This is a genomic window from Bacillus cereus (assembly GCF_002567495.1).
Taxonomy (GTDB): Bacteria; Bacillota; Bacilli; order Bacillales; family Bacillaceae_G; genus Bacillus_A; species Bacillus_A cereus_AQ.
In genome coordinates this window covers 70795-83752 of record NZ_NVAP01000005.1, presented here as the reverse complement: position 1 = coordinate 83752, position 12958 = coordinate 70795, and the positions used below count along the sequence as shown (strand labels likewise).

The window sequence follows — 12958 nt, the reverse complement described above, 5'->3', positions numbered from 1 at the left end:
AACCTCTAGCTTTTTGCCTATGTAGTGAGTTACAGGAGGACGATAGATGAACATTCGGCAACTAGCTCTGCAAAATATAAAGGGGAATTGGCGTAATTATAAAGTGTTTTTCTTAAGTAGTTGTTTTGCAATATTTGCGTCTTTTGCATACATGTCTGTTATTGTACATCCGTATATGCAGGAGACGATGTGGTATCAAAACATACGCTGGGGACTTATCATATGTAATGTTATAATCATTTCTTTTTTCGTCATATTTATTTTGTACTCTACTTCTATTTTCATAGAGGCGCGTAAGAAAGAATTAGGATTATATATGTTAATGGGAGCGACGAAATCTAACGTAATAGGAGTGATTATGACCGAGCAAATATTGATTGGGATTTTTGCTAATATTTTCGGTATTGGGCTGGGCATGATCTTTTTAAAGCTCTTCTTCATGGTGTTTAGTATGTTACTTCGCCTTCCAAAAGAACTCCCTGTCATATTTGACGTAAGGGCGATTGGTGTAACATTTATTACATATATGGTCGTTTTTATTCTGTTATCTTTTATAAGTGCTTTACGTATATGGAATATAAAAATCATTCGGTTATTGAAAGAATTTCGAACAGATAAAAAAGAGAAGAAAACATCAAAGTGGCTTTGTATATTCGGCTTTATTTGTTTAGGGATAGGATATGCGTTAGCGCTACAAGTGACGATGGCAACGATAGCAATATACTTTTTCCCTGTGTCTATACTTGTCTTTTTGGGAACGTATTTTTCTTTCGCGCATGGTGCCACTCAAGTATTAGAGATGATAAAGCGAAATAAAAAGATTATGTATACATATCCGTATTTATTTATAGTGAATCAATTGTCACATCGAATGAAGGAAAATGGTCGCTTTTTCTTTCTGATGTCTATGGCAACGACGTTTGTAGTTACGGCAACTGGTACGGTGTTCTTATATTTTTCTAGTATGCAAGATATGTGGCGGGATGGGGGCACGCACTCATTGTCATACATAGAAAAAGGTGTTTCTACACATGAAGTCTTTGAGGAAGGTACAGTTGAAAAATTATTACATCAGTATGGGTATGATGATTTTCAATCTATGAGTTTTGTTGGAGTGTATGCATCTTTTCAGTCTAATAAAGGAGAAACAACAATAGCGCTGCTTATAAAAGAAAGTGAATATAATCAAGAAGCAAGGAAACAAAAACAGAAAACGTATCGTCCTAAAAAAGGTACAGTGACACTTGTTTATTATAATAAATACAATAATTCGAATGTATATAATCAAAAAGAGATTCAATTGCAAGTAATGAATCAACCATATCAATTCGTATTTAACGGTCAGAAAGAAGGGGTTCAATTTAACTATCATCTTTCGTACATTAATGGTCTGTTCTTCGTCATGAATGATGAAGACTTTGACAGTATAGCAAATCAGGTTCCGGATTCTGAAAAAATGATATATAGAGGATACACATTACCAAATATCGAAAATACGAAAAAATTAAATGAAGATTTACGGAAACATATGAAACAAGATGATAATAACGCATTTCGAAGTAATATGGAGTTATATGTGAATATGAAAGAGTTCGGCAATATTACTCTATTTATAGGCTCATTCATTAGTATATTATTTTTCCTTACATCATGTAGTATCGTATATTTTAAATGGTTTCATAATATTTCATCGGATAGAAAGCAGTACGGGGCACTCTCTAAACTGGGAATGACGAAAGAAGAAGTGTGGAAAATTTCTCGCTGGCAATTGTGTATGCTGTTTTTTGCGCCAATTATAGTAGGGAGTATGCATAGTGCAGTTGCGTTATATACGTTTCATAATACGCTTTTTATGGACGGATCATTAAGAAAAGTAGGTTTGTTCATTTTGTTTTATATCGTTGCATGCATCATTTATTTCTTTTTCGCTCAAAGAGAATATAAGAAACATTTAGACTAGCGAACGCTAGTCTTTTTTTAATATTCGAAATTTACATAGAAGAATATAAAAAAGTATGGTATAACAGTAAGAAAACGAAAAAAGAGGGGAAAAGACGATGATTCGAGTAGGATATTTAGGACCAGAAGCAACATTTACAAATATGGCGGTGAGTCGTTTTTTTCCGGAAGCAGAGCATGTACCGTATCGAACGATTCCAGACTGTATAGATGCAGCTGCAAATGAAAATGTAGACTTCGCAGTGGTACCGTTAGAAAATGCAATAGAAGGTTCGGTGAATATAACGGTTGATTACCTTGTACATGAACAGCCGCTTTCCATTGTAGGAGAAATTACAGTACCAATTCAGCAGCATTTACTTGTACATCCACAGTATGCAGAAGTGTGGGATGAAGTATATGCGGTGCATTCTCATCCGCATGCCATTGCACAGTGCCATAAGTTTTTAAATGAAGAATTAAAAGGTGTAACTGTTCGAGATATGACATCCACAAGTGCCGCTGCACAATATGTGAAAGAACATCCTGAAGAGAAAATTGCCGCTATTGCAAATGAAGCAGCCGCAGAAAAATACGGATTAACAATTGTGAGACGTAGTATTCATACGCATAAAAATAATCACACACGTTTCCTAGTACTCCATAAGAAAAAGAAAGCAGTACTCTCGAATAACGGAGAAAACCGCGGAGAGAAAACGACGCTTATGATAACGTTACCTGCAGATTATGCAGGAGCGCTATATCAAGTGTTATCAGCTTTCGCATGGAGAAAATTAAACTTATCAAAAATCGAATCGCGCCCGATGAAAACAGGACTCGGAAATTACTTTTTCTTAATCGATGTCGATAAAGCATACGATGACGTATTATTGCCAGGCGTAACGATGGAACTTGAAGCGCTTGGTTTTTCTGTTACTGTGCTTGGGAGTTATTCTTCTTATTGGTTGTAAGAGGTGGATGGAGTGTTGGTATTTATTTGTCTAATCGTTAATATCATTTCATTGACTAGTATACTTTTTAATAGATTAATAGAATCCCACCTGCAAAAGGTGGGATTTTTTATCGCGCTATTTGCGGGCAAGTAAGGCACATACTGATTAAAGTTTCACTTTATTTTAACTTCGCAAGACGATCTTCTAACTGACCACGCCAAATATCAGCTAGTGCTGGAACCGCAAGAATTTTTTCAATGCCATCTTTATCTTTTCTATTATGAAAATAAATTACGTTAGAGAACAAAACAGATACATTGTTTGATGGACGCTCTAGTAATGTAATTTTTGAATCTTTACGTACAGTACCTTCTTGAAGAACACGGCATAAGTAGCCAGTAAATCCAGTTGCGACAATGCGCGGCAAAATGCCAGGGATGCCAAGACGTTTTGAAATTGTGCTACAAGGTACGCGGGCTTGCGTCACTTGAATGATTGCTTCACCTAGTTGATACGTATCTCCGATGCATACGTCATGCTCTAACATATTTGTTACGGTAATGTTTTCACCAAATGTGGAAGCTGGAAGCGTTGTTTGAAATTCCTCTTCCCATAGTGCGTAATGCTCGTGTGGGTACACACAAACGGCACGATCAGGTCCCCCGTGGTGTTTTAAATCCGCTACATCATCACCAAGGAATCCATCTTTTGAGAGAAAAGCTTCTTCCGTAGAATCTTTACATATACCTGTTATCATTTCTTTATCTTCGCCATATTTCATTTGTTTCGGTTTGCCAATGCTAAAGTGAACGAGTTCAATTCCCATATGTGATCTCCTTTACGATTGATTACAATATTATAGCATTAAAAAAGCACAGAGAATGATAAAAACTCTGTGCTTTACATGAATTAATAAACGAGAAATCCTGCTTTATCTAGTGCTTCACAAGCAGCATCTAACTTTTCTTTAGAATCTGCCTCAATTGTATGTAAGTGAATACCATCTGTTAGTTGCGAAAGATAGGAAGCATTTGTGTTTTCGATTTTTTGTAAATATTGCTCTACATCAAAGCGATTACTTACCATGATGGATGCTGTTAAATCGCCGTAGACAGGATGCTCAACTTTTACGTCTTTAATCGTAACGCCGTGATCAACAAGCATTGTAAGTTCTTGACGTACTTCAGCTGGTTTATGCTGGCATACGATTACGCGTTCAAAAGCTTGTTGTTTCTCTTGCGGTTTTAAATATAAATAGCCTTGAGCAGTCGCAATAATTGGTTCGTTTCTTGCTTTGAGCAAGGAAATATCCTGCACGATCACTTGTCTACTTACGTTCGTCTTTTTAGATAGTTCATTCCCCGATAACGGTTCATTTGCAGCAAGAAGCCACTGAAGGATAAGTTGTCGTCTTTCTTCACCTAAAATCTTTTTTTGGTCATTTTGTTTCATTATGATTTAACACCTCTATAAAATTGATTTCCAATTGTGTGTAGTGCATGAATAGTAGTATCAATTTGATCTTTCGTTGTTTGTTGTCCGAAAGAGAAGCGAACATATTGTTTTGCCTCTTCATACGTTTTTCCAATTGCAAGCATTGTTTTCGAAGGTTCTTGTTTACCGACTTGGCAAGCACTTCCGGTGGAAATGGCAATGCCATGACGGTTACATTCTAGCATTGTATATTGACCTTCTATTCCTTTTATTGTAACCCCAACAATATGTGGTAAACAAGAAGTAGAATGACCTTCTACTTCAATTTCTAGCGGAAGTGTTTGTATTTGCTCTAAAAAGTAGGATCTTAACTCTTTAAAACGTAAACTTTCTTCCCATTGAGTTTTTAATATATTTTCAGCAGCTGTTAAAAAAGATGCGATGCCGGGAACGTTCACTGTACCTGGGCGAAATCCTTTTTCGTGAGAAGTTCCCGGAAATACTTGTTCCCAGCGAACTTGCGGATTTATATAGCAAGCGCCGACACCTTTTGGTCCGTATACTTTATGTGCTGAAACAGAAAGACTATCAATCCCCATCTTAAAAACATTGATAGGTAGTTTGCCAAACGTTTGCACACAATCCGTATGAAATAAAACATTATATTTTTTTAAAAGTGTTCCGATCTCTTCGATGTTTTGGACGGTTCCAATTTCAGAGTTTCCATGCTGTATACTTGCTAGAACAGTCTCTTCTGTAATGGCTTCTTCTAAATCTACTAAATGAATGAGTCCACTTGTATCAACAGGAATTTCAGTGATTGTATAGCCTTGTGATTTTAAAGATTGAAAATAGCTTCGAATGGATGCATGTTCCATAGGTGTCGTAATAATATGTTTCCCTTTTCTAGCATTTAGAAGTGATTGAATGGCAAGATAGTTAGATTCTGAACCACCACTTGTGAAGAATACCCCTTGTTCTTTTCCTCCAATCATTTCAGCCAATGTTCTTCTGCAAACTTGTAATATAGAAGAGGCAGTTCCTCCAATATCATGTAAACTTTGTTCATTTCCAAAGTATTGCGATGCTGCTTTTATATATGTTTGTAAAGCTTCCTTGCTCATAGGTGTAGTAGCTGCATAGTCAAGATATATCATCATGTAAGTTCCTCTCCCTAGTAAGAGTTACATTTCTTTTATTTTTTTAAATGGTAGTGAAAATAAGAATTATAAAAAAACTCTTGTCATTATTTTAAAACTATGTAAATATAGGTGTCAAGACAGTTGAAAAGTGTAAAGTAGGAGGCAACAATTATGCCAAGTGCAGATGTCTTAATTATTGGAAGTGGCGTTGCGGCACTTCGTGTTGCAAAAGAGATTTGTCACGAAAAGAATGTGATTATTATCACAAAGGAAACGAAACGTAATAATAATACACATTTAGCCCAAGGTGGAATTGCCGCAGCAGTAGCTACATATGACAATCCAAATGATCATTTTGAAGATACGTTAGTAGCAGGGTGTCATTATAACAATGAAGAGGTGGTCCGTTATTTAGTCGAGGAAGGACCGAAAGAAATTAATGATCTTATTGAACAGGGAATGAAATTTGATGGAGATGAAACAGGTCCTCATCTTGGAAAAGAAGGGGCGCATCGAAAACGTCGTATTTTACATGCAGGTGGCGATGCAACAGGAAAGAATTTATTAGAGCATCTTATTCAAGAAGTAGTTCCATACGTTACGGTAGTGGAACAGGAAATGGTGCTCGATTTTATTATAGAAAAAGATAAATGTGTTGGGGCTTTAACTCGCAATAGTAAAGGAGAACTGAAACGTTACGATGCAGATTATACGGTGTTAGCTTCAGGCGGGATTGGCGGTTTATACGCCTTTACTTCTAATGATGACACAATTACAGGTGATGGACTTGCAATGGTGTACCGTGCGGGTGGGGAGCTTGTAGATTTAGAGTTTATACAATTTCATCCGACGATGTTATATGCGGGTGGGCGTTGCCCCGGCCTCGTTTCTGAAGCTGTTCGCGGAGAAGGAGCTGTCCTTATAAATGGAAAAGGGCAGCGTTTTATGATGAATATACATCCCGAACAGGATCTAGCGCCTCGTGATGTAGTCGCAAGGGCTATTCATGAACAGCTACTTACGGGTGAAAAGGTGTACTTAAACATCGAAATGATTCAAAACTTTGAACAACGCTTTCCGACCGTGTCATCGATATGTAAAACGAATGGAGTCGATATAAGTAAAAAACTTATTCCAGTCGTGCCCGGTACTCATTTTCACATGGGCGGCGTGAAAACGAACTGTGATGGAGAGACATCTATTCCGAACCTATATGCAGTCGGTGAAGTAGCTTGTAATGGTGTTCATGGGGCGAATAGGTTAGCGAGTAATTCATTATTAGAAGGTCTTGTGTTTGGAACAAGAATCGGACGACACATTTTAACTAGAGCGACAAAAGAAAAGGTGAACATGCTAGCCGAAAAGGAAGCGAGGTTTATCGTTCTGAATCATTTGCCGGCGAAAGAAGAAATACAAAAATGCATGATGAAATATGTTGGGATTGTGCGAACAGAGCAAAGTTTATCTTATGCGAAGCGATGGCTTAGTAAGTACGGTGTTCGAAATATGATATTACAACATGATGCTCTTACGAATGAAGAGATAACGCTTATTAATATGTTAACAGTGTGTGAGCTTATAGTTGTGTCAGCCCTACAAAGAGAAGAAAGTATTGGCGGGCATTACCGAAGTGATTATCCAGATAGAAATATAGGAAAGAAAGAGATTGTTCGAGTAAAGAGAAAACTACAACTTGTGTGATGAGGGGAAGAGGGGTTTTATGAACACGATAAAAGTTAAAGAAGCATTAAATCAATTTTTTTTAGAAGATATAGGAGAAAGAGATGTAACATCGCAGCTTATCTTCCCAGATAACTTGCTTTCGAAAGGAACGTTTCTTGCAAAGGATACAGGGGTCTTTGTGGGACGATTAGTAATTGAAACAGGATTTAAATTAATTGATGAGACAATTGAAGTAGAGCTTCATAAAAAAGATGGGGATCTTGTAGGAAAAGGCGAAATCATTGCAACTGTGCAAGGACCAATCGCATCGTTATTAATGGCAGAGCGCGTTATATTAAACGTCATCCAGCGTATGAGCGGGATAGCGACGATGACACGTAAAGCAGTTCTTACTTTAGGTAGCAGTCATACACGCATTTGTGATACGAGAAAAACGATGCCAGGACTACGTATGTTTGATAAGTATGCAGTCGTGTGCGGAGGTGGATTTAACCATCGCTTCGGTTTATATGATGGTGTCATGATTAAAGACAATCATATTATGTTTGCTGGTTCTATTACAAAAGCTGTTACATCGGTGAAAGAAAAATTAGGGCATATGGTGAAAGTGGAAGTGGAAACAGAAACAGAGGAGCAAGTGAGAGAAGCTGTAGCTGCTGGGGCGGATATTATTATGTTCGATAATCGTACGCCAGATGAGATTAGGGAGTTTTCAAAGCTTGTACCAAGCGCTATCGTCACGGAAGCTTCAGGGGGCATTACAATTGAAGATTTATCGAAATATGGAAAAACAGGGGTAGATTATATTTCACTTGGAGCATTAACACATTCAGTGAAAGCACTTGATATTAGTTTCAATATTGAAGGGTAAGGAAAGTGGCTTAGAGGGGGAGAAACGTATATGAGTATTTTAGAAAAAGTACAGCCAATTGAAACGATGTTACCAGAGCGTTATTACACGATGTCAACGGAAGATATGGAAAAGCGTGTTCGTGAAATTAAAGGGAAAATGGGGGAAACGTTATTTATTCCAGGACATCATTATCAAAAAGATGAAGTTGTGCAATTCTCTGATGCGGCAGGGGATTCACTACAACTTGCACAAGTTGCGGCGAGTAATAAAGACGCAAAATATATTGTGTTTTGTGGTGTGCACTTCATGGCAGAAACAGCAGATATGTTAACGACAGATGATCAAGTTGTCATCTTACCAGATATGCGTGCAGGTTGTTCGATGGCAGATATGGCAGATATTGAACAAACAGAAAGAGCATGGAGAGAGCTCACGAAATTATTTGGAGATACGATGATTCCGTTAACGTATGTAAACTCTACAGCTGCAATTAAAGCATTTTGTGGTCGTAACGGAGGAGCAACAGTAACTTCTTCAAATGCAAAGCAAATGGTATCTTGGGCGTTTACACAAAAAGAACGTCTTGTCTTTTTACCAGATCAACATTTAGGAAGAAATACAGCGTACGATTTAGGTATTCCGTTAGATAAAATGGCAGTATGGGACCCACACACAGATTCATTAGAGTACGATGGAGATATAGAAGAAATTCAAGTGATTTTATGGAAAGGGCATTGTTCTGTTCATCAAAATTTTACAGTGAAGAATATTGAGAGCGTACGAAAGAATCATCCTGATATGAATATCATTGTACATCCAGAATGTTGCTATGAAGTTGTAGCTGCTTCAGATTATGCAGGTTCAACGAAATATATTATTGATATGATTGAATCGGCGCCATCTGGTAGCAAATGGGCGATTGGTACAGAAATGAATTTAGTGAACCGAATTATTCAGCAACATCCAGATAAAGAAATTGTTTCACTTAATCCATTTATGTGTCCATGTTTAACGATGAATCGAATTGATTTGCCTCACTTATTATGGGCACTTGAAACGATAGAAAGAGGAGAAGAAATTAACGTTATTAGCGTAGATAAACAAGTCACGGCAGAAGCAGTTCTTGCATTAAATCGTATGTTAGAGCGTGTGTAAAGCAACGGTATTCCCGTTGCTTTTTTTCATACATATAATCATAACGAGAACGAAATGGGCATACATTGTTTTGAAGAAATCATTGTGGTTTTTTTATGTTTATTCCACTTCGAACTATATTGAAAATAGAAGAAGTGATAAAAGTGAAAAGAAGTTAACGTTATGTAGAAAGGGTTACTTCATGAGATTTGTTACTTATAGATAAGTTATACAGGAGGGGGAAAATTTGAAAATTCATATCGTGCAAAAAGGGGATACCCTTTGGAAAATTGCGAAAAAGTACGGAGTGGATTTTGACACGCTGAAAAAAACAAATACACAACTTAGTAATCCAGATTTAATCATGCCAGGTATGAAAATTAAAGTGCCATCAAAGAGTGTTCATATGAAACAACAGGCTGGAGCAGGCTCAGCGCCTCCAAAGCAATATGTAAAAGAAGTGCAGCAAAAAGAATTTGCAGCAACTCCAACTCCGCTTGGAATAGAAGATGAGGAAGAAGTTACGTATCAATCAGCACCAATTACACAGCAACCAGCTATGCAACAAACGCAAAAAGAAGTGCAAGTAAAACCGCAAAAAGAAGTACAGGTGAAACCGCAGAAAGAAATGCAAGTAAAACCGCAAAAAGAAATGCAAGTAAAACCACAAAAAGAAGTGCAAAAAGAAAAACCAATTCAAAAAGAAAAGCCAGTTGAAAAACCGTCTGTTATTCAAAAACCGGCGGAAAAAGAAAACACGAAGTTTTCGGTAAATGTATTGCCACAGCCGCCACAACCACCAATAAAACCGAAAAAACAGTATAAAATTTCAGATGTCATTAAAAAAGGTAGCGAGTTAATTGCTCCTCAAATTAGTAAAATGAAACCTAACAATATCATTTCTCCGCAAACGAAAAAAGATAATATAATCTCGCCGCAAGTAAAGAAAGAAAATATAGGGAATATAGTGTCACCACAAGTGAAAAAAGAAAACGTAGGGAATATAGTGTCACCGCAAGTGAAGAAAGAAAATGTAGGAAATATAGTGTCACCGCAAGTGAAGAAAGAAAATATAGTGTCACCGCAAGTGAAGAAAGAAAACGTAGGAAATATAGTGTCACCGCAAGTGAAGAAAGAAAATATAGGGAATATAATCTCGCCGCAAGTGAAGAAAGAAAATGTAGGGAATATAGTGTCACCACAAGTGAAGAAAGAAAACGTAGGAAATATAGTGTCACCACAAGTGAAGAAAGAAAACGTAGGGAATATAGTATCACCAAATGTATCGAAAGAAAATGTAGTTATTCCACAAGTCATACCGCCAAATATTCAAATGCCGAATATAATGCCAATTATGGATAACAATCAACCACCGAATATGATGCCATATCAACAGCCTATGATGCCGCCGAATCCTTATTATCAACAACAAAATCCATATCAAATGCCGTATCAGCAAGGCGCACCATTTGGGCCGCAATATACGTCTATGCCAAATCAAAATATGATGCCAATGGATAATAATATGCCTCCGCTCATACAAGGTGAGGAAGATTGTGGATGCGGAGGGGAAAGTAGACTATATAGCCCGCAACCAGGCGGTCCGCAATATGCGAATCCTTTATATTATCAACCAACGCAGTCTGCATATGCACCACAGCCAGGAACGATGTATTATCAACCAGATCCACCAAATGTATTTGGAGAGCCAGTTTCAGAAGAAGAGGACGAAGAGGAAGTTTAAAAAGGCGGGACTATTCCCGCCTTTTTGGCATTCGTGTTAATTAAGAAAATAAAGGGTTTTTATCAAGTGCTAGAAAATTCCCAGTGAAATATTAACAGTGTAAAAACCTTCTCTGTTACTCATCATAAGAGGGAGCTTTTCAGAAGAGAAGTTCATTCTAACAGAGGGGGTTTTTGTATTGAATACGAAAGTAAAAGTGATTGCTGCTTCTTTGTTAGTTACCAGTGCGTTAGCTGCATGTGGTACACCAAAAGATAACAATGCAATGGATGGACGTAACTACAACTATGAGCGTACATCTTATAATGATACACACCAGTATCGTGATAATGTAGCGCGTAATGATCGCTATACAGATTATGTGACATATAGAAACGGTCGTAACGATACAGGATACAATTATTACCGTGATGTAAATTACAATGGACAAATTGCTAATCCACATCCAACTCGTAATATTACAATGAACAATTCATACATTAACAATGATGGTAAAACAGCTGAAAGAATAACGAATCGTGTGAAACGTATGAATAACGTAGACCGTGTGTCTACAGTTGTATATGGAAACGATGTAGCGATTGCAGTAAAACCGCGTAATCCAGTATCGAATGAAACAGCGCTTGCAAATGAAGTTCGTCAAGCTGTTGTAAATGAAGTTGGAAACAGAAACGTATATGTTTCTGTAAGAAATGATATGTTTACTCGTGTTGATGCAATGAGTACGCGTCTACGTAACGGTACAGTTACAAACGATTTTAATCGTGACATAACAAATATGTTCCGAGATATTCGTTACGGTTTAACTGGTACAGTGCGATAGAAAAACGAAAGAGGAAGGGGTAGCCCTTCCTCTTTATTCATCGTCATCTTGTAAACGACGTTTTTTAATAAAATAACTAACGGAATAAGAAACCAAAAAGCATATGAAGAAAATACTACCTGTTAAAATAGCTTCAAATAGAGGTCTTTCAGGACTGAAAATGATATAAATAGTAGTTATAATAATTCCAACAATAAGAGAGCGTAAAACAAGCTTGTAATAAGGGGTTAATTTTATTTCCTTTTCGCCTTCTTCTACATCGATTGAAACACTTAACTGTAAATAAGCAAGTAAAATACTCGTAAGCATAAATAATAGCCATAATGGAGATTTCGTAATTTGATTAATTCCTTCAGTGAATCCGATATAGCCTAAAATTCCAACTACGCCAATGTATTGAAATAGAAAGGCAATACGTATGTTTTTTAACGTTTTAAGAATGAGACGTTCATCCTTTATTTTTTTCACAATATCCATCCCCTGCTTATTATGATTTCGCTGTTATACCTGTTGTAACATATACATTACATATATCAATTTATAATTTACATAAAATAATTTGGATGAAAGAGGAAAGAAAATATTTTTTATAAACATGTTGCACTTACACTTTATTAATGTTATATTAGCAAAGCGATGAGCTAATTTACGTAAGACGAGAGATATGCTTAAGTGCTAAACACGCGAATGTGGTCGCCTGGTCTCTCGCCGTAAACGCATCAAGACGCCTGCTTTGCAGGCGTCTTTCATTTTATATGAATGTAAAGAGAAGACTGGAGGAATCCAAGCTTCTCTTTTTTGTTAATGTTAAAGTCAGAAAATAAAGTTATTTACAAGTTTATGTAAAAGGGTTACTATTTAATGGTAATATATTACATGTTTATATATAAAGTTAGGATGAAGAGTATATGGAGAATTTTGAATGTAGAAATACAGAAGTTGTGTTGGAAAAGTTTCAAGTCGTAACACCTATATTTCAAGCGTTAGGGGATGAGAATCGTCAGCAAATTATTACGTTGCTATTAGAAAACAAGCAGATGAATGTAACGCAAATAACAGATGAGATAGGCATTTCTAGACCGGCTGTTTCGCATCATTTAAAAATTTTAAAACAAGCAGAATTAGTTGAAGCTGACCGGAATGGAAAAGAAATTTTTTATTCTATAGTGGCTGGAGAGTTTTTAAAACAGGTAAAAGATTTAATTCAAGCGATAGAGTCAAATTATTAATTTTTTTTGATCAACAAGTAAACAA

Annotated in this window: 12 protein-coding genes; 8 read left to right on the top strand and 4 right to left on the bottom strand. The window is 36.7% G+C overall.

All coding sequences use genetic code 11. The features are described from left to right. Positions 1 to 46: 46 nt before the first annotated feature. The gene (locus COK05_RS02150; RefSeq protein WP_098611281.1) at positions 47 to 1960 is read left to right on the top strand and encodes an ABC transporter permease; all 1914 of its coding nucleotides are present in this window, start codon (positions 47 to 49) and stop codon (positions 1958 to 1960) included. A gap of 97 nt (positions 1961 to 2057) precedes the next feature. Then, on the top strand, positions 2058 to 2909 hold the full coding sequence (gene pheA / locus COK05_RS02145) for a prephenate dehydratase (RefSeq protein WP_098611280.1): 852 nt from the start codon (positions 2058 to 2060) through the stop codon (positions 2907 to 2909). A 160-nt stretch (positions 2910 to 3069) separates the two neighbouring features. On the opposite strand, the gene COK05_RS02140 is transcribed toward pheA, so the two are convergent. From COK05_RS02140 to COK05_RS02130, 3 genes are all read right to left on the bottom strand, one after another. Next, positions 3070 to 3717, bottom strand: a complete 648-nt coding sequence (locus tag COK05_RS02140; RefSeq protein WP_098611279.1) for an MOSC domain-containing protein — start codon at positions 3715 to 3717, stop codon at positions 3070 to 3072. An 83-nt stretch (positions 3718 to 3800) separates the two neighbouring features. Continuing rightward, positions 3801 to 4343, bottom strand: a complete 543-nt coding sequence (locus tag COK05_RS02135; protein ID WP_000812240.1) for a transcription repressor NadR — start codon at positions 4341 to 4343, stop codon at positions 3801 to 3803. Beyond that, positions 4343 to 5485: an IscS subfamily cysteine desulfurase gene (locus COK05_RS02130; protein ID WP_098611278.1), complete on the bottom strand. Its 1143-nt coding sequence runs from the start codon at positions 5483 to 5485 to the stop codon at positions 4343 to 4345. Before COK05_RS02130 ends, COK05_RS02135 begins: the two co-directional genes overlap by 1 nt. A gap of 153 nt (positions 5486 to 5638) precedes the next feature. On the opposite strand from COK05_RS02130, the gene nadB reads away from it, so the two are divergent. The 5 genes from nadB (at position 5639) to COK05_RS02105 (ending at position 11704) form a co-directional block, all read left to right on the top strand. After that, positions 5639 to 7168, top strand: a complete 1530-nt coding sequence (gene nadB / locus COK05_RS02125) for an L-aspartate oxidase (RefSeq protein ID WP_098611277.1) — start codon at positions 5639 to 5641, stop codon at positions 7166 to 7168. Between the two features lie 19 nt (positions 7169 to 7187). Beyond that, a complete protein-coding gene (nadC, locus tag COK05_RS02120) occupies positions 7188 to 8021 on the top strand; it encodes a carboxylating nicotinate-nucleotide diphosphorylase (RefSeq protein ID WP_098611276.1) in 834 nt (277 codons plus the stop codon). Positions 8022 to 8051: 30 nt separating this feature from the next. Next, complete coding sequence (gene nadA / locus COK05_RS02115; protein WP_098611275.1) at positions 8052 to 9158, top strand: quinolinate synthase NadA; 1107 nt, start codon at positions 8052 to 8054, stop codon at positions 9156 to 9158. 226 nt (positions 9159 to 9384) lie between these two features. Beyond that, on the top strand, positions 9385 to 10881 hold the full coding sequence (safA, locus tag COK05_RS02110; RefSeq protein ID WP_098611274.1) for a SafA/ExsA family spore coat assembly protein: 1497 nt from the start codon (positions 9385 to 9387) through the stop codon (positions 10879 to 10881). Positions 10882 to 11059: 178 nt separating this feature from the next. Further along, positions 11060 to 11704, top strand: a complete 645-nt coding sequence (locus COK05_RS02105) for a YhcN/YlaJ family sporulation lipoprotein (protein ID WP_098611273.1) — start codon at positions 11060 to 11062, stop codon at positions 11702 to 11704. A gap of 33 nt (positions 11705 to 11737) precedes the next feature. On the opposite strand, the gene COK05_RS02100 is transcribed toward COK05_RS02105, so the two are convergent. After that, entirely contained in the window at positions 11738 to 12181 is a 444-nt protein-coding gene (locus COK05_RS02100; protein ID WP_098611272.1) for a branched-chain amino acid ABC transporter substrate-binding protein, read from the bottom strand. A 431-nt stretch (positions 12182 to 12612) separates the two neighbouring features. Here COK05_RS02100 and COK05_RS02095 point away from each other — a divergent pair, with 431 nt between their 5' ends. Next, positions 12613 to 12933 carry an ArsR/SmtB family transcription factor gene (locus tag COK05_RS02095; protein ID WP_098611271.1) on the top strand — a complete coding sequence of 107 codons (321 nt, stop codon included), beginning with the start codon at positions 12613 to 12615 and terminating at the stop codon, positions 12931 to 12933. Positions 12934 to 12958 lie beyond the last annotated feature (25 nt).